16 protein-coding genes are annotated in these 23,531 nt (G+C 74.6%); 4 read left to right on the top strand and 12 right to left on the bottom strand.

Annotation, left to right across the window (positions count from 1 at the left end; all coding sequences use genetic code 11):
• Nucleotides 1–79 precede the first annotated feature (79 nt).
• The 9 genes from AB0I21_RS49020 to AB0I21_RS48980 all read right to left on the bottom strand — a co-directional run bounded on the left by AB0I21_RS49020 (nucleotide 80) and on the right by AB0I21_RS48980 (nucleotide 14,507).
• Nucleotides 80–3,133 (bottom strand): non-ribosomal peptide synthetase, encoded by a 3,054-nt coding sequence (locus AB0I21_RS49020; RefSeq protein WP_360571610.1) that lies wholly within the window; start codon nucleotides 3,131–3,133, stop codon nucleotides 80–82.
• 153 nt (nucleotides 3,134–3,286) lie between these two features.
• Nucleotides 3,287–4,273 carry a Gfo/Idh/MocA family oxidoreductase gene (locus AB0I21_RS49015; RefSeq protein ID WP_360571608.1) on the bottom strand — a complete coding sequence of 329 codons (987 nt, stop codon included), beginning with the start codon at nucleotides 4,271–4,273 and terminating at the stop codon, nucleotides 3,287–3,289.
• On the bottom strand, nucleotides 4,270–5,061 hold the full coding sequence (locus AB0I21_RS49010) for an FkbM family methyltransferase (protein WP_360571606.1): 792 nt from the start codon (nucleotides 5,059–5,061) through the stop codon (nucleotides 4,270–4,272). Before AB0I21_RS49010 ends, AB0I21_RS49015 begins: the two co-directional genes overlap by 4 nt.
• A gap of 23 nt (nucleotides 5,062–5,084) precedes the next feature.
• Nucleotides 5,085–6,275, bottom strand: coding sequence for a macrolide family glycosyltransferase (locus AB0I21_RS49005; protein ID WP_360571604.1), 1,191 nt, complete (start codon nucleotides 6,273–6,275; stop codon nucleotides 5,085–5,087).
• On the bottom strand, nucleotides 6,275–7,120 hold the full coding sequence (locus tag AB0I21_RS49000; RefSeq protein ID WP_360571602.1) for an ABC transporter permease: 846 nt from the start codon (nucleotides 7,118–7,120) through the stop codon (nucleotides 6,275–6,277). The genes AB0I21_RS49005 and AB0I21_RS49000 overlap by 1 nt, the downstream gene beginning before the upstream one ends.
• The gene (locus AB0I21_RS48995; protein ID WP_360571600.1) at nucleotides 7,117–8,019 is read right to left on the bottom strand and encodes an ABC transporter ATP-binding protein; all 903 of its coding nucleotides are present in this window, start codon (nucleotides 8,017–8,019) and stop codon (nucleotides 7,117–7,119) included. The genes AB0I21_RS49000 and AB0I21_RS48995 overlap by 4 nt, the downstream gene beginning before the upstream one ends.
• On the bottom strand, nucleotides 8,016–10,994 hold the full coding sequence (locus AB0I21_RS48990; RefSeq protein ID WP_360571598.1) for a non-ribosomal peptide synthetase: 2,979 nt from the start codon (nucleotides 10,992–10,994) through the stop codon (nucleotides 8,016–8,018). Before AB0I21_RS48990 ends, AB0I21_RS48995 begins: the two co-directional genes overlap by 4 nt.
• Nucleotides 10,991–11,482, bottom strand: a complete 492-nt coding sequence (locus AB0I21_RS48985) for a hypothetical protein (RefSeq protein WP_360571596.1) — start codon at nucleotides 11,480–11,482, stop codon at nucleotides 10,991–10,993. Before AB0I21_RS48985 ends, AB0I21_RS48990 begins: the two co-directional genes overlap by 4 nt.
• Before the next feature lie 34 nt (nucleotides 11,483–11,516).
• A complete protein-coding gene (locus AB0I21_RS48980) occupies nucleotides 11,517–14,507 on the bottom strand; it encodes an amino acid adenylation domain-containing protein (RefSeq protein WP_360571594.1) in 2,991 nt (996 codons plus the stop codon).
• 212 nt (nucleotides 14,508–14,719) lie between these two features.
• Between AB0I21_RS48980 and AB0I21_RS48975 the strand changes: the two genes are divergently transcribed.
• Genes AB0I21_RS48975 through AB0I21_RS48960 form a run of 4 tightly spaced genes read left to right on the top strand, consistent with a single transcriptional unit; the run spans nucleotide 14,720 to nucleotide 19,658 of the window.
• The gene (locus tag AB0I21_RS48975; protein WP_360571592.1) at nucleotides 14,720–16,180 is read left to right on the top strand and encodes an NDP-hexose 2,3-dehydratase family protein; all 1,461 of its coding nucleotides are present in this window, start codon (nucleotides 14,720–14,722) and stop codon (nucleotides 16,178–16,180) included.
• A complete protein-coding gene (locus AB0I21_RS48970; protein ID WP_360571590.1) occupies nucleotides 16,159–16,899 on the top strand; it encodes an amino acid racemase in 741 nt (246 codons plus the stop codon). Before AB0I21_RS48975 ends, AB0I21_RS48970 begins: the two co-directional genes overlap by 22 nt.
• Nucleotides 16,899–19,424, top strand: coding sequence for an amino acid adenylation domain-containing protein (locus tag AB0I21_RS48965; protein ID WP_360571588.1), 2,526 nt, complete (start codon nucleotides 16,899–16,901; stop codon nucleotides 19,422–19,424). The genes AB0I21_RS48970 and AB0I21_RS48965 overlap by 1 nt, the downstream gene beginning before the upstream one ends.
• Before the next feature lie 33 nt (nucleotides 19,425–19,457).
• Nucleotides 19,458–19,658, top strand: coding sequence for an MbtH family NRPS accessory protein (locus AB0I21_RS48960; RefSeq protein ID WP_360571586.1), 201 nt, complete (start codon nucleotides 19,458–19,460; stop codon nucleotides 19,656–19,658).
• An 86-nt stretch (nucleotides 19,659–19,744) separates the two neighbouring features.
• On the opposite strand, the gene AB0I21_RS48955 is transcribed toward AB0I21_RS48960, so the two are convergent.
• The 3 genes from AB0I21_RS48955 to AB0I21_RS48945 all read right to left on the bottom strand — a co-directional run.
• The gene (locus tag AB0I21_RS48955) at nucleotides 19,745–19,984 is read right to left on the bottom strand and encodes a hypothetical protein (protein ID WP_360571584.1); all 240 of its coding nucleotides are present in this window, start codon (nucleotides 19,982–19,984) and stop codon (nucleotides 19,745–19,747) included.
• Entirely contained in the window at nucleotides 19,981–21,684 is a 1,704-nt protein-coding gene (locus AB0I21_RS48950; RefSeq protein WP_360571582.1) for a carbamoyltransferase N-terminal domain-containing protein, read from the bottom strand. Before AB0I21_RS48950 ends, AB0I21_RS48955 begins: the two co-directional genes overlap by 4 nt.
• Before the next feature lie 106 nt (nucleotides 21,685–21,790).
• Nucleotides 21,791–23,531: condensation domain-containing protein (locus AB0I21_RS48945; protein WP_360571580.1), on the bottom strand; the 1,741-nt coding region annotated here is incomplete at its 5' end.

Raw genomic sequence — 23,531 nt, 5'->3', positions numbered from 1 at the left:
CATGACAGCGTGCGGACGCCCGGCGGCCGGGCGGCACATGGTGATTGGTCGGCGCTGGGTGGTCGGTCGGGGTCCGGCGTCAGGCGCTGACGGCCTCGGCCGGCAGCTCCGCGCCGGGCCGCGTCGCCGGTTCTTGCGACACTCCGGTGGGGGTCGGCGAGAGGGCGGCGCGGGCGATGGCGGCGACCCGGGCGATCGTCGGCTCCCGCACGATCTCGCCGAGCCGGGCCATGAACAGCGGCTCGGCGTCGGCACCGACGATGTCGCGGCAGACGGCTGCGACCATCGACAGCATCAGCAGCGAGTCGCCGCCGAACTGGTGGAAGTCGGTGTCGTCGGCGAGCCGGTCGGGGTCGGCGCCGAGCGTCGCGGCCCAGATCGCGGCGACGGCGCGGGTGACGTCGTCGCGGTCGGAGTGGTCGGCCGGGGGCTCGTCGGCGCCCGCGAACGGGTCCGGAAGGGCCCGCACGTCGATCTTGCCGTTGACGGTCCGGGGTAGCTCCTCGACCACGGTCACGGTGGCGGGCACCATGTAGCGGGGCAGCCGTTCGGCCACGAACGCCTGCAGCTCGGCCGGGTCGGGCGCGGTGCCGACGACGTAGGCGCACAGCAGCTTGTGGTCGCCGCCGGGGCGGCTGCGGGCGAGGACCGCGGCCCGGCTGACCGACGGGTGGTCCTCGAGGGTCTGCGCGATCTCGGCCGGCTCGATCCGGTTGCCGAGGACCTTGACCTGGTCGTCGGCGCGGGTGAGGAACTCGACCACGCCGGCGTCGGTGACCCGGACGATGTCGCCGGTGCGGTAGACGCGGGTGCCATCGGCGAGGCGCACGAACCGGGTCCGGGTCAGGTCGGGCCGGCCGCGGTAGCCGCGGGCCAGCTGCGCGCCGCCGACGTACAGCTCGCCGGCCTCGCCGGGGGCGACGAAGCGGTGCTGGGCGTCCAGGACGTGCGCGGTGCAGTTGTCCGGCGGCAGCCCGATCGGCACCCCGGCCGCGGTGTCGGTGGCGGGGTCGAAGGTGTGGGCGAGGCACTCGATGGTGGCCTCGGTCGGGCCGTACAGGTTCATCACCCGGCATTCGGGTCCGAACATGTCGAGGGCCCGCAGGGCGACGCTGCGGCGCAGGACCTCGCCGGCGGCGGCGACGACCCGCACGGTGCCGGGACGCACGTCGAGCTCGCCGATGAGCTCCAGCAGCGACGGCGTCATCGTCAGCACCGTCGGCGCGCCGTCGGTGAGCAGCGAGCGCAGCGTCGCGTGGTTGAGCTCGCCGTGCGGGAGCAGCACGGACCCACCCGCCAGCAGCGGCAGGAACAGCGACGTACACGAGACGTCGAAGGCGAACGAGGTGAGCAGCGGCATCCGGGTCGACGCGTCGACCCCGAGCGAGCGGGTCGCCCAGGCGACGTAGTTGGCGAGCGATCCGTGCTCGATCTCGACGCCCTTGGGCCGGCCGGTCGAGCCGGACGTGTAGATGACGTAGGCGAGGTCGCCGGGCTCGGTGGCGGGCTCGGTCCAGCCGGCCGGCGGCTCGCCGGTCAGCTCGTCGAGCAGCACCGTGCGGCAACCGGCCGGGACGACGGTCCGGGCGTCGTGTGGGCGCTGCACGAGGCAGACCGGCGCGCCCGCGTCGGTGAGGATGTCGTTGAGGCGGGCGTCGGGGTGCTGCACATCGAGGGGCAGGTACGCGGCGCCGGACCGCACGACGCCCCAGATCGCGGCGACGGCGGCGGCGGTGCGGTCGGCGAGCACCCCGACCACGTCCTCCCGGCCGATGCCGAGGTCGCGCAGGGCGGCGGCGACGACGCGGGAGCGCCGGTCAAGCTCGGCGTAGGTGAGGTCGCCGTCAGGGCCGCTGACGGCGAGCGCGTCGGGGGTGGCGGCGCACTGCGCGGCGAACGCCGGCAGCACGGTGCCTGGCGTCGAAGGCGCGGCGAACGCAGGCAGCCCGGCGGTCGGCGGTGTCCGCAGCGCCGCCGGGGACAGGGCTTCCTCGATCCGGTCCAGCAGCGCGGTCGCCTTCTCCTCGATGCCGGGGCCGTCGTGCCAGCTGAGCGTGATCTCGGTGTGCCCGGCGCACTCGACGACGTCGAGCTCGACGGGGCCGCCGGCGGGGCTGCTGGACAGCGAGTACAGTGCGGTCGCGGCGAACGAGGCGGTGCTGAACTCCTCCACGTCGACCCGGCCGAGGTGGGCGAGGGACGCGTGCGACGGGTACCGGTTCTGCTTGGTGGCCTTGCTCTCCAGCGCGCCGTTGATGAGCCGCAGGACCGGCTGCGGGATCTTCAGCACCGCCGGGTCGAGGCGGGCCTGCGCGTCGCGCTCCTCGGCGAGCATCGTGAGGAGGCGTTCGTGGGTCGCCTCCCAGTCCTGCCCGGCCGGCACGGTGAAGGGCAGGCTGTGGGAGAGGCTGGCGGTGGAGCGGGTCTGCGGGGCGTACCGGCGCAGGTTCACCGGCACCGCGAACTGGGCGTCGCCGTCGCCGCACAGCGGGGCGATCGTGGTGGCCAGGCGGGCGATGAGCCCGGGGTGGTAGCCGTCGACGCTGCGGCGCAGCCACAGGGTGCGGCGTTCCTTGCCGGGGGCGCGCCCGCCGAGCAGCGCCGGGTACTGCAGCCCCGGCGGGGTCGGCTTCTGCGTCAGCGGCGGCAGCAGGTCGGACTCGGTGACGGTGTCGGTGGCGCCGACGAGCGGCTCGCCGCGCAGGGCCCGGAACACGTCGCCCGCCCACAGCAGCACCCCGCCGGCGTCCATGACGGCGTGGGAGGCGCGGAAGACGACCGCCGGCGTGGGGCCCTCGACGTGCAGCACCTCGCAGGTGGGGCCGCCGCGGTGCAGCAGCGGCTCCTGCACCTCCGGCAGCCGGTGTACGGGCACCCCGCCGGCCTTCGCGGTGCGGACCGCGGGCGGCCGGCCGGTGTCGACCCACTCGCGGCCCTTGCGGGCCAGGCGGGTGCCGGGGCAGGCGTCCGACGCGGCGGCGACCGCCTCGGCGAGCCGGCCGGGGTCGAGCGCACCGGTGCCCTCGACCGCGACCTGCAGCACCGGCACGGTGCCGCGCGGGTGCGCCGCGATCCACCATTCGACGGGCGACACCGCCCGGCGGAACGTGGGGCTCTGATCGGTGGACGGCAAGTCAGCCTCCCTTTCGCCGCGCCGGCGAGCGACACCAGTCGCGTCCCGGCCGCCGCTGCGGCACGTCCGTGCGGCGGCGTCGACTTCTGCAGACGAAGTATGGTGCGCCGTCACAGGTCGCAGCGGCGCCGACGACGATCTCTAGGAGAACCCTTAAGCCGCAACGCGTTTCGCGGTGCGGATGACGTCCTCGACCAGTTCCATGGTGCGCACCATGGACCGCAGCCCGGCCGCCTCGGCCGGGTGGCCGGCGCCGTGGCCGGCGGTGACGGCCGCGGTGAACGAGGCGATCGCGGCGGACCACTGGTCGCCGGCGGGCAGGACGAGCTCCTCGCTGTGGTCCTGCTCCTCGATGCGCAGCACCGGCTGCCAGGTCGCCACGGGCGTGAACGCCTTGTCCACGGTGAGCCTGGCGGCGCTGCCCCACAGGGTGTACGAGGCGCCGTAGGTGTGCTCGAAGCCGAACTTGACGTCGGCGAGGACCCCGGCGGCGGAGACCAGCAGCGCGTGCCCGGCCACGTCGACGCCGGTGCGGCCGTCGACGCGCAGGCTGCTGCCGGCCACCGTCAGGTCGTCGCCGAGCAGCAGCTGCGCGGCGCGGATCGGGTAGACCCCGGCGTCCAGGAGGCTGCCGCCGCCGAGGCCGGCGTCGTAGCGGATGTCGGTGGCGGGCAGCGGCGGGAAGCAGAACGCGCCGCTGAAGGACCGCAGCTGCCCGAGCCGGCCCTCGGCGAGCAGGCGCGCGACCGTGGCGTGCTGGGCGTGGTGCGGGAACGTGAAGTTCTCCCGCAGCACCAGGTCGCGTTCGGTGGCGGCGCGGACGAGCTGGCGGGCACCGTCGGCGGACGTCGCCGACGGCTTCTCCAGCAGCAGGTGCTTGCCGGCGGCGAGGACCTTCAGGCCCCACGGCACGTGCAGCGCGGTGGGCAGCGGCAGGTAGACCGCGTCGACGTCGTCGCGGGCCAGCAGTTCGTCGTAGCCGGTGGCGTCGCAGCCGAACTCGGCGGCGAACGCCTTAGCCTTCTCCGGGTCGCGGCTGGCGACCGCGGTGAGGGTGGCGCCGGGGTGTGCGACGAGGGCCGGGATGCTGCGCCGCCGGGCGACCGACGAGCAGCCCAGGATGCCGAACCGGACCGTCATGCGCCCGGCCTCGCCGCGGAGACGATGTGGACGCTGCCCCCGACGAAGACGTCCTCCTGGAACACCTTGGTGCTGAAGCCCTGCGCGTGCAGCAGCTCCACGACGGCGTCGAGGTTGCCGTCGACGGCGTGCACCTCGGCGACGACCCGGCGGACCCCGGCCCACTGCTCGGCGCGCAGCCCGCGCAGCACCGGCAGCTCCCCGCGCTCGACGTCGATCTTGAGCAGGCCGACCTCGGTGATGCCCGCCTCGTCCAGGACCTCGGCGAGGGTGCTGACGCGGACCTCGTACCGTTCGGCGCCCTCGCGGAACTCCCGCCAGAACTGCTCGCTCGCCTCGCCGTCGACGCCGAAGTTGCGCAGCACCGCGGTCATGTTGCGGTCGTCGTCGGCGTCGTCGCTGACGATCGTCGCCATCATCGTGTGGTTGGGCAGGAACGTCAGCTCGGCGGTGCCCGGCTCGGCGCCGAGCGCCACGTCGAAGACGCGGACGCCGGGCATCAGCCGGGCGGCGTTGTCGGCCAGGCACGCGTTGGTGCGGCGGGCCGGCTCGAAGGCGAGGACCCGCACGCCGGGGACCTTGTCGGTGAAGTACAGGGCGGTGAGCCCGATGTGCGCGCCGACGTCGATCACGACGTCGCCGGCGCCGAGGCCGGCGACGCCGTCGGCGTAGGGCGAGTCCTCGCTCAGGCTGGGCCAGACCAGGACGTCCTGCGGGTTGGTGACGGCGACGAGGCGGCCGTCGTCCGGCAGCGCCACGCGCTGCGGCTCCGGCGGTGCTGCGGTCATGGTGGCCCAGTCCTCTCGGGGGTTCAGTGGATAGCCGTGGCCGGCTGCAGCGAGGCCTCGACGCAGTCGGCGGCCGCGACGGCACCGCCGGCGGCCCGGGTGGCGTCGCGCAGCTCCAGTGCCCGGCGCCGGATCGCGGTGTCGGCGAGCATCCGCTCGATCTCGGCGCGCAGCGCCGGCGCGGTGAGCCCGTCGGTGGCGAGGACCCGGCCTGCGCCGACCTCGGCGATCCGGTCGGCGTTCGCCCGCTCCTCGGCCATCTGCGGCACGGCGAGCATCGGCACGCCGTGGTACAGCGCCTCCATGGTGCTGCCCATCCCGGCGTGGGTGATGAACAGGTCGGCGTGCTCCAGCACGTGCAGCTGGGCGACGAACCGCCGCAGCTCCACATTGGGCGGTGGGGTGCCCAGCGCGTCGAGGTCGACGCCGTCGCCGACGGCGATGACGACGTGCCCACCGAGGTCCGCGCACGCGTCCATGCAGGTGCGGAAGAACTGCGGGTTCTGGTTGTAGATGGTGCCGAGGGTGACGAGGATCAGCGGCCGGCGGTCGTCGGCGCGCTCCCAGGTGCCGAGGAACCTGCGCTCGAACAGGCAGGGCCCGACGAACCGGTAGGTGTCGTCGAACGTCTCGCCGCGGAACTGGAACTCCCGCGGGATGAACACCACCCGCCGGGGCGCGCCGTCGCCGGTCAGCAGCTGCTTCGGGGTGACGTCGGTGCCGAGCTTGCGCAGGAAGCCGCCGAGGCGGGCCAGGAACAGCCACAGCCTCGGCTGCAGGGCGCTGAGTTTGGTGTACCGCTCGCTCATCGACCAGTGGTCGTTGGAGACGAGCATCGGCGAGACCTGCACGGCCGGGGTCTTCCACTCGGCGGCGAGCAGCCGGCCCCACCAGGCGGCGTTGTCGTAGACGACGGCGTCGGGCGGGTGCGGGAACGCGTCGCGCAGCACCGGCAGCAGCGCCTCCGTCTCGGCGAGGCTGGCGGCCATGGCGTCGACGAGACTGCGGCCGGAGAACTGGAAGGAGCGGAAGTCGCCGGCGAAACGCTCCTCGTATTCGACGACGTCGGAGCTGACCTCGCCGGCGCGGGCCGCGTATTCGGCGGTGGTGGCGTAGGTGACGCGGTGGCCGCGGCGCAGCAGCTCGGCGGCGAGGCCGAGGGTCGGGTTGAGGTGGCCCGCCGACGGCGGGGTGAAGAAGGCGATGTGCGCCATCAGCCACCGTCCCGGGTCTTCGTCCACCGGAACGTGACCAGGCACAGGATCGTGCCGAGGACGACCCAGCCGCCGAGGGACACCGCGACCCAGCCGAGCTGCCAGCTGTGCGCGGCCTCGTGGGCGGCGTAGCTGTCGGGCAGGAACACCGAGCGCAGGCCCTGGCACATCCACTTGAGCGGGAAGACCGACGCGACCCACTGCAGCCACGCCGGCAGGTCGGTGAAGACGAGCGCGGCGCCGGAGATGAACTGCAGCACGAACGCGAACGGCGCGACGACCGCGGGCGCGGAGCGGCTGTTGCGGGGCAGCGACGACAGCGCGATGCCGCACAGGGCGCAGGCGGTGACGCCGAGGATGCTGACCCAGCCGAAGGTGAACCACGCGTCGGCGGTGCCGGGCAGGTGCGTGCCGTACAGCAGCACCGACACCGCGATCAGCACCGCGGTCTCCACGACGCTGGTGACGAGCACCATGATGACCTTGCCGATGAAGTACGCCGAGCGGGGCATCGGGGTGGCCGCGATCCGCTTCAGCCCGCCGCGGTCCCGCTCGATCGCGATCGAGATGGCCAGGGTCTGGAAGCCGGTGACCATGAGACCCGTCGCGATGATGCCGGGCACCAGGTAGTCGCTGTAGGTGACGCCGGGGGCGATCTCGCCGTCGAACATCGAGCTGAAGATGACCAGCGCGAAGACCGGGAACAGCAGGGAGAACACCACGGTCTCGGTGCCGCGGAAGAACTGCAGCAGCTCCAGCTGGCCGCGGTAGAGGCCGAGCGAGACGATGCGTCGCAGCCGGGCGCGGGGCAGGCGCCGGGCCGGTGCGACGGTCAGGGCGGTCATCGGTCCTCCGTGGTCACGACAGTGGTGCCAGCGGCGGCCGCGGTACCGGCGGCGCCGATCATCTGCAGGTAGACGTCCTCGAGGCTGGGCCGGTGCACGGTGAGCCCGGGCGCCTCCCCGCCGAGCCTGGCGTGCAGGTCCGCGGCGAACTTCGTGGGCGTGGTGGTGTGCACGGTCTCGGGCCCGTCGGGGCCCATCCACGACACGACGGTGGCCTCGGTGTCGCGGCCGCCGAGGGTCTGCGGCACGCCGATGTCGACGATGCGGCCGCCGGCGATGACCGCGACCCGGTCGGCGAGCTGCTCGGCCTCCTCCAGGTAGTGCGTGGTCAGCACGATCGTGGTGCCGCCGGCGGCCAGGTCGCGGATCAGCTGCCAGAAGTCGCGCCGGCTCTGCGGGTCGAAGCCGGTCGTCGGCTCGTCGAGGAACAGCACCTCGGGCCGGCCGATGATGCCGAGCGCGACGTCGAGGCGGCGCTGCTGGCCGCCGGAGAGCTTGGAGGCGCGGGCGTCGCGCTTCTCGGTCAGCCCGACCCGGTCGATGAGCTCGTCGGGGTCCTGCGCGTCGGGGTAGTAGCGGGCGAAGTGCCGCACCACCTCCCCGACGTTGAGGTCCTCGAACTCGCCGGTGGTCTGCAGGACCACGCCGATGCGGGCCCGCCACTCCTCGCCGGCCCGGAACGGGTCCTGGCCGAGGACCTCGACGGTGCCGCCGTCGCGCGGGCGGAACCCTTCCAGGATCTCCACGGTGGTGGTCTTGCCGGCGCCGTTGGGTCCGAGGACAGCGAAGATCTCGCCGCGGTGGACCTCGAAGTCGATGTCGTGCAGCGCGACCGTTTCGCCGTACAGCTTGCGCAGCCCGCGCACCTCGATGGCCGGGCTTTCTCCGAGCGGCCTCACGGCGCCCCCTCATCTGTGGTTTGCAGCGTTTCGCGGGCAACGGCGCTGACCCCGTCGAGGGTCGGCCGGCGGATGATGCGGCCGAGCTCGGCCATGAACGCGGCCTCCCCGGCGGCGCCGACGACCTCGTCGCAGACCCCGGCGAGCATGGCCAGCAGCAGCACCGAGTCGCCGCCGAGCTGGTGGAAGTCGGTGCCGCCGTCGATCCGGCCGGGGTCGACGTCCAGGACCTTCGCCCACACCTTCGCCACGGCGTCGCGGACGTCGTCGGCGTCCTCGTCCACGGTCGCGGCACCGGCGAACGGCGCCGGCAGCGCCGACAGGTCGATCTTGCCGTTGGGGGTCTGCGGGAACGCGTCGACCCGGTGCAGGGAGGCCGGCAGCAGGTACCGCGGCAACGACCCGGCCAGGAAGGCCCGCAGCGCCTCCAGGTCGGTGCCCGGGTATGCGGCGACGTAGGCGCACAGGACCTTGCCGGTGCCGGTGGGTGCGGGGCGGGCCACGACGACCGCGCGCTGCACCTCGGGGTGCGCCTCCAGGGCCGCGGCGACCTCGGCGGGCTCGACCCGGTGGCCGGCGATCTTCACCTGGTCGTCGGCCCGGCCGAGGCACTCGATCTCGCCGCTGGGCAGGACCCGGGCGAGGTCGCCGGTGCGGTAGACGCGGGTGCCGTCGGCGAGGTGCACGAACCGTTCGCGGGTGAGGTCGGGCCGCCCCCGGTAGCCACGGGCCAGCTGGGCGCCGCCGATGTGCAGCTCGCCGGTCCCGCCCTCGGCGACCGGGCGCCGGTCGGCGTCCAGGACGTGGACGGCGCAGTTCGCGGCGGGCCGGCCGATCGGCACCGTGGCGGTGTCGTAGCGCCCGGCGTGGTGGGCGTGCACGACGCAGCCGACGGTGGCCTCGGTCGGCCCGTAGTGGTTGAACAGGCGGGTCCCGGACCCGAACTGGGCCTTGGCGCGGGCGGCGACGGCCGGGCGCAGCGGCTCGCCGCCGACGACCAGCAGGCGGAAGCCGGCGGGGGCGACGTCGAGCCGGCCGATGAGGTCCAGGTGCGACGGGGTGAGCTTCAGCGCGTTGGCCCCGGACTCCTCCAGCAGGTGCCGCAGGGTCACGTGGCTGGGCTCGCCGGGGACCAGCACGAGGGTGCCGCCGGCGAGCGTCGACAGGAACAGCGCCGTGTTCGGCAGGTCGAAGGCCGGCGAGGTGAAGAGCGCGAAGTGCGTGTCCCGGTCGACGGCGAACACCCGGCCGGCCCAGTCGGCGTAGTTGGCGAGGGCGCGGTGCTCGATCTCGACGCCCTTCGGCGCGCCGGTCGAGCCGGACGTGTAGATCACGTACGCCAGGTCGCCGCCGGACGGTTTCGCCGCGACCGGGTCGGCACCGTCCGCGGGCAGGTCGTCGAGGACGACGGTGGTGCAGCCGGCCGGGGTCCGGGCCGCGTCCGCCGTGCGCACCAGGCACACGGCCGCGCCCGCGTCGGCCAGGAGCGCGGCGATGCGGGCGTCGGGGTGCCCGGCGTCCAGCGGCAGGTACGCCGCGCCGGCCTTCAGCACGCCCCACAGTCCGGCGATCGTCCACATGGAACGGTCGGCGAGGAGCCCGACGACCGCCCCGCGGCCGACGCCATCGGCCGCCAGCCGGGCCGCGACGACGTCGGAACGGGCGTCGAGCTCGGCGAACGTCATCGAGCCGCCGGGCCAGCGCAGCGCCACGGCGTCCGGATGCGCGGCGACCACCTCGGCGAACCGGTCGACCACGGTCCAACCGGGCGCGGCGTCCACGACGGCGGGGCGCGGCGCGGGTGGTGCCAGCGTCGCGGCGACGGTGTCCAGGACCGCCTCCATGCGTTCCTTGACGCCCGGGCCGTCCCGCCAGGTGAGGGTCAGCTCGGTGCGGCCGCCGCACTCGACGGTGTTGACCTCCGGCGCGCTGACCGCGGCGAGCAGCGGCAGCAGGTACGTGGTCCGCGCCTCGAACGTCGCGGTGGAGTGCTCGGCGAGGTCGGCGCGGCCCAGGTGCGACAGCACGGTCGCGGACGCGTGCCGGTCCTTGCGGCCGGACTCCATGAACCGGATCAGGGTCCGCAGCGCCGGGACGGGCATCTTCAGCAGGTTGGGGTCCAGCCGCCAGGTGACTTCGCGGCGCTGCGCCATCGCGGCGAGGAGCCGCTCGTGCAGCGCCTCCCACGGCTCACCGGCCGCGAGGTCGAACAGCTCGGTCTGCAGCAGGTTGCCGGTGGTGCGGGTCTCCGGCGCGTGCCGGCGCAGGTCGAAGGCGACCGCGAAGCGCGCGGTGTCCAGGCCGTAGGCGTCCCGCAGCGCGGCCGCGACCTTCGCCGTCAGCGCCGGGTGGTAGCCGTCGACGGTCCGCCTGGCCCACACGGTGCGCCGGCCGCGGCCCGGCCGCCCGAGCGGCGACGGGAACCACACGTCCGGCTTGCTCTCGGCGTTGGTGATGCCGAGCCGGTCGAAGACGTCGCCGTCGGTGACCGTGCCGGTGGCGCCCGCGAGTGGCTCGCCGCGCAGGGCCCGGAACACGTCGGCGATCCACATCGCCTTGCCCCGGCCGTCCATCACGGCGTGGGAGGCGCGGAACACCAGCGCCGGGCGGTCGCCGGGGCACCACAGCACCTCGCACCAGGCGCCGTCCGGCGTCGGCAGCGGGTCGTGCAGGGCGGCGACGCCGGCGATCGGGCCGGTGCCACCGTCGATCACCCGTACACCTGGCGCGCGGCCGGAGTCGACCCACCACTGTCCCTGCCGCCGCAGCCGGCTGCCGGGGTTCGCGGCACCGGCGGCCGCCACGGCGGCGGTGAGCGCCGCGACGTCGACGGTGCCCGTGCCCTCGACGACGGTCTGGATGACCGGCGGGATCCGGCGCGGGTGCGCGACGAACCACCAGTCGGTCGCGGACACGGCCCGCCGGTAGCCGGTGTCCGCGGGCGCCGTCACCGCGTCCCGGAGGTCCGCGGTCATCGGCCGGCTCCGCCGGTGGCGACGCTGACCAGCGCCGCGGTGAGCATGGTGTCGGCGCGGCGGCGGGCCAGCAGCGCGAACGCCGCGGTGAGCACGACCAGGTCCCAGCCGGGGACGTCGCCCCGCACGTCGGCGTCCAGCGGACCGTTGCCGCCGGCGGGGACGGTGACGACGACGCTCACGCCGGCGGCGCTCAGCGTGCCGGTGAACCGGCTCCGGTCGCGGGTCACCTCCCAGCGCGCCCCGGGCAGGCCGGGAACCACGCTGCCGTCCGGGTCGAGCCGCAGCACGGGCGCGTCCTCGTCGCCGGCGCACGCCGAGCGGCGGCGCAGCCCGCCGCTGTGCACCGCGACGCTGCCCGCGGCGGAGACGGTCTCGCCGTGGCGGAAGCGGCGGTCGGCGGCGAGCGAGCCGAGCACGGTCCCGTCGGGGCCGGTGAGTATGTAGGCACCCCTGGCGTTGTCACGGCTGAGTGTCAGTGCGGTCATGGTGCCTCCCCGGTCGTGCTGGTGGGTGGATCGGTCAGCCGGCCGCGGGCACCAGTGCCCCGTCGCGGGCCTGGCGGGCGATGGCGCTGACCCGCTCCAGCGTGGGTTCGCGGATGATGCGGCCGAGCTCGGCCATGAACGCCCGCTCGGCGGCGGCGCCGACGACGTCGCGGGACACCCCGGCGAGCATGGCGAGCAGCTGCACCGAGTTGCCGCCGAGGTGGTGGAAGTCGGCCGCGGGGTCGAGGTGGGTGTCGCCGAGGCTCAGCGTCGTGGCCCAGATGCGGGCGACCGCCGACTGCACCTCGTCGCCGGCCGCGGCCACCCGCGCCGCTTCCTGACGGTGCGGGTCCGGCAGGGCGGCGACGTCGACCTTGCCGTTGGCGTTGTGCGGCACGGCGTCGATGACGGTCGTCGCGGTCGGCACCATGTACCGCGGCAGGTGCTCGCCGAGGAACGCGTCCCAGTCGGCGGCCTCCGCGCCGGGTTCGAGCACCACGTACCCGTACAGCTGCTTGTGCTCGGCGCCGGGGCGGGTCCGGGCGACGACGACCGCGGTCCGCACCGCCGGGTGGCGTTGCAGGACCTCGGCGATCTCGGCCGGCTCGATCCGGTAGCCGTTGACCTTGACCTGGTCGTCGGAGCGGCCGATGAACTCCAGCTCGCCGTCGGGGCGCACCCGGGCCAGGTCGCCGGTGCGGTACACGCGGGTGCCGTCGGCGAGGTGCACGAACCGTTCGCGGGTGAGGTCGGGGCGGTTGCGGTAGCCGCGGGCCAGCTGGGCGCCGCCGAGGTACATCTCCCCGGTCTCCCCCGCCGCGACGAAGCGCCGCTGCGGGTCGAGCAGGTGCACGGTGCAGTTGTCCATCGGCAGCCCGATCGGCACCGCCGGGCCCGCGTCGTCGGCCTCGCCGCACTCGTGCAGCGTCAGCCCGACGGTCGCCTCCGTCGGCCCGTACATGTTGAGGACGCGGCAGCCGGGGCCGAACATCGACCGGGCCCGGGCCGCGACCGCCGAGCGCAGCTGCTCACCGACGACGACGAGGACCTTGAAACCGGCCGGGCGCACGTCGAGCTGGCCGATCAGGTCCAGGTGCGACGGGGTCAGCGACAGCGTGTCGGCGCCCGAGTGCTCCAGCAGGTGCCGCAGCGTGAGGTGGTTGGGCTCGTCCGGGACCAGCACGAGCGTGCCGCCGGCGAGCATCGGGGTGAACAGCGCCGTGTTGGACAGGTCGAAGGCGAGCGACGTGAACACGGCGAAGGCGGTGCCGGGGCCGCAGCCGAAGCGGGCGGTGGTCCAGTCGACGTAGTTGGCGAGGGCGGCGTGCTCGATCTCCACGCCCTTCGGCCGGCCGGTCGAGCCGGACGTGTAGATGACGTACGCGAGGTCGCCCGGGGCCGGCGTGACGTCGACGGGCGGCACCCCGCCGGTGGCCAGCTCGTCCAGGCGCACGACGGTGCAGCCGGGGCCGGTGACGGGCCGCTCGGCGTAGTCGCCCTGCACCAGGCAGACCCGCGCGCCGGCGTCGGCGAGCAGGCCGGCCAGGCGGGCGTCGGGGTGCTGCACGTCCAGCGGCAGGTAGGCGGCGCCGGCCTTCAGCACGCCCCACATGCCGGCGATCGCCCACATCGACCGGTCCGCGAGCAGGCCGACGACCGAGCCGCGGCCGGCGCCGAGCTCCAGCAGCCGGGCCGCGACGACCTCGGAGCGGGCGTCCAGCTCGGCGAAGGTGAGGCGGCCGCCGGGCCAGCGCAGCGCCTCGGCGTCCGGCCGGCTCGCGACGACCTGCCGCAGCCGCTGGACCACGGTCGCCGGGTCGGCCGGCTCGTCCGTCGCGTTGCCGTCCCAGCGCCGGATCTCTTCCGGTGACAGCGCCTCGGCGACGGCGTCGAGGACGGCCTGCATCCGCTCCGTGCTGCCTGGGCCGTCGCGCCAGGTCAGGGTCAGCTCGGTGCGGCCGCCGCACTCGACGAGGTTCAGGTCGGGCGGGCTCGCCGCGGTGAGCAGGGGCACCGGGTACAGGGTGCGGGCCTCGAACCCGTCGGTGCACAGCTGCTCGGGCTCGATCCGGCCGAGGTGCGCCAGCACCGTGGCGGAGGCGTACCGGCGCTTCTCCGGCGGGCTCTTCTCCATCGCCCTGACCATCGTCCGCAGGATCGGCCGGGGCAGCTTGAGCAGACCGGAGTCGATGCGGCCGCTGACCTCGCGGCCCTCGGCCATCGCGGTGAGGACCCGCTCGTGGAACGCCTCCCACGGCTCGCCGGCGGCGCAGTCGAACAGCTCGACCTGCGACAGGCTGCCGGTGCTGCGGACGCCGGGGACGTGCCGGCGCAGGTCGAACGCGACCGCGAAGCGCGCCGCAGGCAGGTCGTAGGCGGCGGTGAGCGCCGCGGCGACCTGCGCGACGAGGCCGCGGTGGTAGCCGTCGACGGTCCGCCGGGCCCAGGCGGTGCGCTTCTCGCCCGTGGGCTGGCCGAGCGGCGACGTCCACTCGATCTTCGGGTTCGGCGGCTGCTGCTCCGGCGCCGGGAAGCGGGCGAAGACGTCGTCCTCGGTGAGGTCGTCGGCGGCGCCGAGTGGCTTCTCGCCGCGCAGCGCCCGGAACACGTCGGCGATCCACAGCGCCATCCCCGGCCAGTCCATGACGGCGTGGGACGCGCGGAAGACGACGGCGGCCGGGTCGCCCGGGCAGTACAGCACCTCGCACCAGGCGCCGTCCGGCGTCGGCAGCGGGTCGTGCAGGGCGGCCACGTCGGCGACGGCGACCCCGTCGGCGGTGCCGCCGACCGCCCGGACCCGCGGCGGGGTGCCGCCGGCGAGCCAGGCCTTGCGGGTGTACCGCAGGGCCGTGTCGGGGCAGGCCGCGGCCACCGTGGTGACGGCGGCGCGCAGCGCGTCGGCGTCGATCGACCCGGTGCCCTCCACGACGGTCTGGATGACCGGCGAGATGGTGTCCGGGTGCGCGAGCCACCAGCGGTCGCTGGCCGACACCGGTTTCCTGGAGGCACGGCCCCGAACGCTCATGGGTCCGTTTCTAACAGCGCCGGTCCTGGTGGATTCCTTAGAGCAGGCCCGGATCGGGCCGCCGCGGGCGGCCAAGACTGTGAAGACGACCAGTCGTGCTGTGCATCCACAGCCACGCGCGCGGCGGCGTCGTAGCGTGCGGTCGGCGTGGTGGAGATCGTCGCCACGCCGTGCCCTGCAGCCGTGCGACGGCAGCACCGAGGAGGTGGCACGTGACTCGAGCATCTTCACTGCTGGATCTGCGCCGAGACCAGCCCGGAGCCGGTGACGGCCGCGGGTCGCTCGCCGAGCGGTTCACCGCGTCGGCGACGGCGCAGGGCCGGTTCCGGTCCACCGACGAGTGCCTGCGCTGGCTCGGCGAGCAGCGGGAGCTGCAGTCGTACGCCGTGGAGCGCGTCCCGTTCGACAAGCTGCAGGGCTGGCGGTTCACCGAGGACTCCGGCAACCTGGTGCACCACAGTGGACGGTTCTTCACCATCGAGGGGCTGCACGTCGGCCTGCAGCCGTTCCGGGTGCCGTCGTGGACGCAGCCGATCATCGTGCAGCGCGAGATCGGGATCCTCGGCATCCTCGTCAAGGAGTTCGACGGCGTCCTGCACTGCCTGATGCAGGCCAAGATGGAGCCGGGCAACCGGAACCTGGTGCAGCTGTCCCCGACGGTGCAGGCGACCCGCAGCAACTACACGCGGGTGCACCAGGGCCGGGCGATCCCCTACCTGGAGCACTTCGTCGCGCCCCGGCGCGGCCGGGTCGTCGCCGACTCGCTGCAGTCGGAGCAGGGCGGCTGGTTCCTGCACAAGCGCAACCGCAACATCGTCGTCGAGGCCGACGCCGACGACGACATCGAGGTGCTGCCCGGCTTCTGCTGGATGACCGTCGGGCAGGTGCAGCAGCTGCTGGCGCTCGACGACGTCGTCAACATGGACGCCCGCACGGTGCTGTCCATCATGCCGTTCGCCCGGCCGGAGTCCGACACCGGCGGCGACGACCCGTTCCGGTCCGCGCTGATCCGGTCGCTGGACCCGGAGGCGTCCGCCGTGCACACGGTGACCGACGCGATCAGCTGGCTGACGGAGAACAAGGCCCGCTTCGAGCTCACCCAGCGCCGCATCCCGCTGCTGGACACCGCCGGCTGGCACCGCGGCGCCGACGAGATCGCCCACCTGTCCGGCGGGTACTTCAGCATCGTCGGCGTCGACGTGCGCGCCAAGGACCGCGAGGTCGGCGCCTGGATGCAGCCGCTGCTGCGGCCGGCGGCGCCGGGCCGGCTGGCGTTCCTGGTCCGGCGCATCGACGGCGTGCTGCACGTCCTGCTGCAGGCCCGGCCGGCCGCGGGCGCGCTGGACATCGTGGAGGCCGCGCCGACGCTGCACTGCACGCCGCAGACCTTCCGGACGCTGCCGACGGCGCACCGGCCGCAGTTCCTCGACTACGTGCTGGACGCGCCGCAGCGGCAGATCCGCTTCGACACGTGGCTGTCGGAGGAGGGCGGCCGCTTCCTGCACGCCCTCAACCGCTACCAGGTCATCGAGGTCGAGGACACGTTCCCGGTGACGCCGCCGCCGAACTTCATGTGGCTCACCGTGCACCAGCTGATGACGCTGCTGCGCTTCGGCAACTGCCTCAACGTCGAGGCCCGCAGCCTCCTCGCGTGCCTGCACACCCTGTGGTGACAGCGGCACCGGTCCTCGGCGTCCTCGGGGGCATGGGCCCGCTCGCCTCGGCGGCGTTCCTGCAGACCGTCTACGAGGTCGCCGTCGAGCAGGTCGCGCCGGCGGCGGAGCAGCAGCTGCCCCGCTGCCTGCTCGACTCCGACCCGGCGATGCCGGACCGCACCGAGGCGATCCTGTCAGGGCGCACCGAGGAGCTGACCCGGCTCGTCTCCGAGCGCATCGAGGCGCTGGTGCGGCTCGGCGCGACCCGGGTGGTGATGACGTGTGTCACCGCGCACCACCTGATCGACCGGCTCGACCCCGGCCTGCGGGCCCGGCTGATCTCCGTCGTCGACGCGGTCTTCGCCGAGCTGGACGTGGCGGGCGAGGGGCGTTTCCTGATGCTCGCGACGACCGGCACCCGCAAGGCCCGCACGTTCGAACGCTCGGCTCACTGGCCGGCGGTCGCGCACCGGGTCGTGGTCCCGCCGCCGGACGCCCAGGACGAGATCCACTACCTGCTCTACCGGCTGAAACGCGAACCGGTCGGCGCGGAGCTGGTCGAGCGCTTCGAGCGCCTCGCGGACCGCTTCGACTGCCAGGGCGTCATCGCCGGCTGCACCGAGATGCATCTGGTCACCCGCTGGCGGCGGGCGCACGGTGGGGGTCCGGTCGTCCTCGACCCCCTGCTCGGCATCGCCACCGGCCTGAGGAAACTCACGGACGAGGAGACTGACTGATGTTACCCACCGCTCAGCAGTACTGGCGGGATCTGCTGCACGGCTTCGAGGAGCCGACGACACTGACGCCGCAGCGGCAGGTCCGGCGGCCCGGCACCGTGCACGCCGCGTCGGTGGCCTGGGATCCCGCGCAGACCGCGGCGCTCACCGCCTCCGCCGGGCGCCTCGGCCTGCGCGCCGAGGACCTCGTCGTGGCCGCGTGGGGGCTGCTGCTGGCCGTCCAGGCCGGCGCCGACGACGTCGTGCACGGCGCGCTCGTCGACGGCGACACCACCGAGCCCGTGCCGGTCCGCGTCCGTCCCGTCCCGGCGCGGCTGCTGTCGGCGCACCTGCGCGACGCCGCCGAGCAGTACGCGGCCAACGTCCGGCACGCCGGCGTGCCCGCCTCGCAGCTGCCGCACAGCACGTCGCTCGTGCGCTGCGGCCGGCCGGTGCCGGACCCCGCGGACCTGGTGCTGTTCCAGGCCGACCTGGCGGGGCCGGGCGGGCGGCTGCGGCTGAGCGCGCCGGCCGACCTGCTCACCGAGGCCGACGTGCGGCTGCTGCTGGTGCACGCCAGCCAGCTCCTCGCCGCCGTCGCCGCCGCGCCGGTCACCGCGCGGCTGCGCGACGTCGGCCCGCAGTCCGGGTTCGAGCGGCACCGCGCGGTGCGGCAGTGGAACGCGACCACCACCGGCCGGGAGGCCGGCCGCTGCATCCACGAGCTGTTCGAGCGGCAGGCCGCCCTCACCCCCGACGCGGTCGCCGTGCTGCAGGGCGCGGACCGGCTGACCTACGCGCAGCTCGACGCCGCCGCCGGCCGCCTCGCGCGCCGCCTCGCCGCGGCCGGGGTCGGCCCCGGCGACTTCGTCGCCCTGCACCTGTCCCGGACGGTGCAGACCGTGGTGGCGCTGCTCGGCGTGCTCAAAGCCGGCGCCGCCTACGCCCCCGTCGACGCGGCGCAGCCGGTCGAGCGCATCCGGGGGCTGCTGCGGACGCTGCGGGTGCCGGTGGTGCTCACCGACCCGGCGGCGCTGCCGACCGTGCACGCCGTCACCGAGGCGGTGCCGGCGGTCCGGGAGGTGCTGTGGCTCGGCGCGCCCGGCCTCGGCCCCGACGACACCTGGGCCCTCGCCGAGCCCGCCGCCGACGCCCCGGCACCGCGCCGGGCGGTCGACACCGACGTCGCGTACGTCATCTTCACGTCCGGCTCGACCGGCACGCCGAAGGGGGTCGTGCTGACCCACGCCCCGGTGGTCAACCTCATCGACTGGGTCAACGAGACGCACGCGGTCGGTCCCGCCGACCGGGTCCTGTTCGTCACCTCGCTCGGCTTCGACCTGTCGGTGTACGACATCTTCGGCGTCCTCGCCGCCGGCGGCAGCATCCGCGTCGCCTCCGACGCGGAGGTCCGCGACCCGCAGCGGCTGCTGACCGTCCTGGACAGCGAGCCGATCACCTTCTGGGACTCCGCCCCGGCGGCGCTGCAGCAGTTGGAGCCGCTGTTCGCGCTGCGCGCCGCGACCACCGCCAGCCGGCTGCGGCTGGTGTTCCTCAGCGGCGACTGGGTGCCGCTGACCCTGCCGGACGCGGTCCGCGGCGCGTTCCCCGGCTGCGAGGTCGTCGCGCTCGGCGGCGCGACCGAGGCGGCGATCTGGTCCAACTCGTTCCCCGTCGGCGCCGTCGACCCGGCGTGGACGAGCGTGCCGTACGGCCGCCCGATCGCCAACGCGCACTACTACGTGCTGGACGCGGCGCTGCGGCCCGCCCCGGTCGGCGCCCCCGGCGACCTGTTCATCGGCGGCGACTGCCTGGCCCTGGGCTACCACGGCGACGCCGAGCTCACCGCGGCGAAGTTCGTCCCCGACCACCTGTCGGGCCGGCCGGGCGCGCGGCTGTACCGCACCGGCGACCGGGCCCGGTACTGGGCGGACGGCACCATCGAGTTCCTCGGCCGGCAGGACCAGCAGGTGAAGGTCCGCGGGTTCCGCATCGAGCTCGGCGAGGTCGAGGCGGCCCTGGCGACGCTGCCCGGGATCGCCACCGCCGTCGCCGCGGTCCACGGCGCCCGCGCGGACGCGCAGCTCGTCGCCTACGTCGTGCCGGAGCCCGGCGTCTACCCGGACCCGCGCGACATCCGCGAGCACGTCGCCACGCTGCTGCCCGCGTACATGGTGCCGGCGCACGTCATGACCCTGGACGAGCTGCCGGTGACCGCGAACGGCAAGCTGGACCGCCGCGCGCTGCCGGAGCCCGGCGACGACGGGCCGGCCCGCCCGCCGTACGTGGCGCCGTCGACGGCCGCGGAGAAGGCGATCGCCGCGACGTGGGCGGAGCTGCTCGGGGTCGACCAGGTCGGCCTCGACGACAACTTCTTCGACCTCGGTGGGCACTCGCTGCTCATCACCCAGCTCATCGCCCGGTTGAAGGCGACCCTGGAGATCGACGTGCCGGTCCGCGCGGTCCTGGACCACCAGACGGCGGGCGCGTTCGCCGCGGTCGTCGAGGCGGCGCTGATCGCCGAGCTGTCCCCAGCCGCCCTCTGAGCACCGCCATCCGCTGACGACAGGAGCCGCCCGATGAACGACGCCTTCCGCGTGGTGCGCAACGACGAGGAGCAGTACTCCATCATGCCGTCGGACATGACGAACCCGCCGGGGTGGCGGGACGAGGGCACCGCCGGCACCCGCGCCGCCTGCCTCGCCCGCATCGGCGAGGTGTGGACCGACCTGCGGCCGCGCAGCCTGCGCGAGTCGGTCGCGGCCCGCGCCGCGCAGTAGAACGGCCAAGCGGTAGAACGGCCAACGGGCCGGCACCACCGACGGGAGGAGTCGGGGTGCCGGCCCGTTGCTGTGCGCCGGTGGGGTCAGTCCGAGGGGGTGGCGGACCGATCCCTGGCGCTGATCAAAGCGGTGCGCAGCGTCGCGGACACGGCCCGCGCCTGGGCGAGGGCGTCCTCGATCCGGTCGACCCGCCCGGCGGCGCCGGTGCACCGGGCGACCTGGACGGTCCCCCGCAGCTCGTCCAGCAGCTGCGTGACGTGCCGCAGCGCGGCGTCGTCGAGCGACGGCAGCGATGCCGGCGGCAGTGTGGACGGCGCGGTCACTTGGCTCGCCGGTAGAGCGTGCCCTCTTCCCACACCAGGTCGACCTTGTCCCAGCCGATCGCGGTGGCGGCGTCGGGGAAGAAGCCGCTGCCGTTGAAGTTCGCGCTGGTGTTGCACAGCACGGGGACGCCGCTGACCTCGTGGTACGCCCGGAGGATCTCGGTCAGGTCGGGGTCCTGCGCCGGGCTCACGGTCTGCAGCCGGGCGGTGCCGTCCAGGTGCAGCACGGCCGGGATGCGCTCGACCCACGCGGGGCGCACGTCGTGCTCGAACAGCATGTACGGGTCGGGGGTGCCCGGCGAGAAGATCTCCGGGGCGTGCTCCTCCAGGCAGATCGGGGCCACCGGGCGGAACGGCTCGCGCCGCTTGATCTCGTTGAGCCGGTCCTTCATCGCCGCGTCGACGGGGGCGGCGAGGATGCTGCGGCCGCCGAGGGCCCGCGGGCCGAGCTCGGCGCGGCCGTTGAGCACGACGACCGGCTCGCCGGTGGTGTGCAGCAGCCGGCCGAGCTGCGCCGGGCTGCACGGGGCGGCGGACCAGCCGGCCGGGATCTGCGGCGTCGGCAGCAGGCACGGGCCGGAGCGCACGTGCCAGTCGATGGCGCGCAGGCCGCCGGTGACGCCGAGGTGCGCGCAGGCGGTCCCGATCGCCGAGCCCGAGTCGTCGGGGAACGGCGGCACCCACATCGCCTTGATCATCGGGTGGCCGCGCAGGGCGCTGTTCCACTTGATGTTCAGCGCGCACCCGCCGGCGAAGCACAGGTTCCAGGGCTCGTCGCCCTTCCACGCCCGGATCTTCGCGGTGACGCGGTCCATCAGCAGTTCCTCGAGGAACTCGTGGACGGTGGCGAGCACGTCGTCGTCGCTGACGCCGAGCCGGGCGACGTCGGTGGCGACGTCGTCGAGGAACGCGTGGACGTAGCCGTGCGACGGCTCGCCGTTGCTGCCGCAGCCGATGATGGCCGCGCGGTACTTGCAGACCCGGTCGGTGTCGGCCTCGAAGTGCTCGTGGAACCGCTCGGCGAGGACGCCCTTCACCGCGTCGCTCGGCTTGCCGTAGGCGATGTACGCCATCAGCTTGCCGGCCACCGACAGGTCGTCGACGTTGCGGGACTTGTCCCGCCGCGCGTACGGGCCCCAGTGCTGCGACGCCATCGAGTACGTATGACCGATCAGCGGGAAGACCTCGCCGCCGGGCTCGATCCGGCCGCGTCCGTCCACACAGTACAGACGCGGGAAGCAGCCGCCGTCCCAGACGAGCACCATCGACGGCTCCTGCCGGACCGCGAACGGGCTGGTGCTGTAGGCGACCGACAGGTGGCTGGCGACGTGCACGAAGCTGGTGAACGGCCGGATGGTGCCGTCGATGTTCAGCTCGCCGCGGTGGGCGGGGCGGCCCGGGTCGGGCACGGCCGGCGTCTCCCGGTATGGCGCGACGGTCAGGTCGACGGCGCCGGCGATCGTCTGCACCTTGATGTGGCCGTTGCGGGCACCGTCCCAGCCGTCGACGACCCAGTGGTCCACATCGGACACCTGGTAGCCGTGGTCGGCGAGGATGCGTGGCACCAGCTGCAGATCGTCGAAGTTGCTGTACCGGGAGTTGTTGTCCAGCTTCTGCATCTCGATGTTGAACTCGAGACGGTCGCCGTCGATCAGGGCGATGCCGCCGCTCTGCGTGAATTTGAGCCCGGCTGTGATCACGTAGGCCTCCTGTGCCGTGCCGCTCGGTGCGTCTCGTTGGGTGGTGCGCCTGGCGTGCGGCACCGCCGACCCTGACCATTGGACCGGCTTTGAGCTTGGGAAATTGCTAAGCCAGCCGCGCCAGGCGCAGCACGCTCGCCGACCCGCCGGTGAGCCAGGCGGCGAGCGGCACGTCGGCGCCGCAGCGGGCACGGATCAGGTCGAGGACCCGCACCGCGCCGAGCGAGTCGCCGCCGAGGGCGAAGAAGTCCGCGGTCTCGTCCACCGGGCGGCCGAGGACCTCGGCGACGACTTCCCGGACGGTCTCGCGGACGGGGTCGGCGGGCAGGAGGTCCCGGACCCGCACGGTGGCGTCGGCCGCGACGGTTCGCAGGATCCGCTGGTACGTGCCGGCGAGCCGCTCGATGCTGTCCGGCGTGAACAGGTCCGCGGCGTAGGTGACGTCGCAGCGCAGCCCGCCGCCGTCGGCACGGATGTCGAGCTCCAGCTCGTGCCGGGCGTGCGCCGGCGCGCCGGCGTCGAGCGGGTCCAGTCGCAGCGGGCCCGCCTCCCGCACCGGCGGCGGGGTGTTGTGCAGCGTCATCGCGACCCGGAAGAGCGGGTTGCCGCCCGGGGGCCGGTCCGGGGCGAGGTGGCGCACGACGGCGTCGAAGGGCACCTGCTGGTGCTCGTACGCCTGCAGGGACCGCGAAACGGTGCGCGCCAGGAGGCTCGTGAACGTCTCGTCCGGCGTGACGTCGCCGCGGAGCACGACGACGTTGGCGAGGAAGCCGATGAGGTCCCGGACCTCGTCGTGCGGCCGGTTGGCGACCTGCGTGCCGAAGCACACGCCGGTGCGGCCGGTCCATCCGGCGAGCAGCACGTGCAGCGCCGCCGCCAGCACCATGAACGGGGTCGCGTCGTGGTTGTCGAGGCACCCGGCGGGGATGGTGAAGCGGTGCGTGCCGGCGCGCAGCGGTAGCGGGGCGGGGGCCGAACGGTCGTAGGGCAGCGGGGCGTCCGGCACGCCGGCGAGCTCCCGCCGCCAGTGGGCGAGGCTCTCCCGGGCGGCGGGTCCCTCCAGCCACTCGTGCTGCCAGCGGGCGTACTCGCCGTGCTGCGGCACCGGCGGTGGCGGGGCGGCGCCGGTCCGGTAGTGCTCGGCGACCTCGGCCGCGAACACGCCGATGGACCAGCCGTCGACGACGGCGTGGTGAAACGTCAGCAGCAGCGCCGCGTCGGCGCCGCCGAGCCGGACCAGGCGGGCCCGCACGAGGGGGCCGGCGGCGAGGTCGAACGGGTCCTCGGCGGCGGCGAGCCGGTGCAGCTCCGCCTCGGCGGCGGCGGGGTCCAGGGCGGTCAGGTCGTGCACCGGCAGCGGCACCGGAACCGGTGGCAGGACGACCTGGACGGGGTGGCCGTCGTGCAGTCGCAGGACGGTGCGCAGCACCTCGTGGCGGTGCACCACCGCGGTGAGCGCGGCGTGCAGCCGCGCCACGTCGAGGGGGCCGGTGAGGCGGGTGTGCGCGGTCGTCAGATATGCGGTGCCGTTCGGGGCCAAACGGTCCAGGAACAGCATCGCCCGCTGGCCGCCGGACGCGGGCGCCGGGTCGGCGGGCGGGTCGCCGAGGTCGGCGATGCCGCGCCGCCAGGCCCGCAGGCGCAGCTCGGCCCGCTCGTGCGGTGCCAGCGCCGCGACGGCGGCCGCCGAAGCGAGGGCGGTGTCGTCGCCGCCGGTGACGCGGCCGTCAAGGAGGCCCGCGAGGGCGGTGCGGTCGTCGCCGCCGGTGACGCGGCCGTCAAGGAGGCCCGCGAGGGCGGTGCGGTCGTCGCCGCCGGTGACGCGGCCGTCGAGCAGGCCCGCGAGG

It is taken from the genome of Dactylosporangium sp. NPDC050588, from assembly GCF_040654975.1.
GTDB classification, from domain to species: Bacteria; Actinomycetota; Actinomycetes; order Mycobacteriales; family Micromonosporaceae; genus Dactylosporangium; species Dactylosporangium maewongense.
Note: the sequence above shows the minus strand (reverse complement) of the source record. Positions and strands in the feature narration are given on the sequence as shown.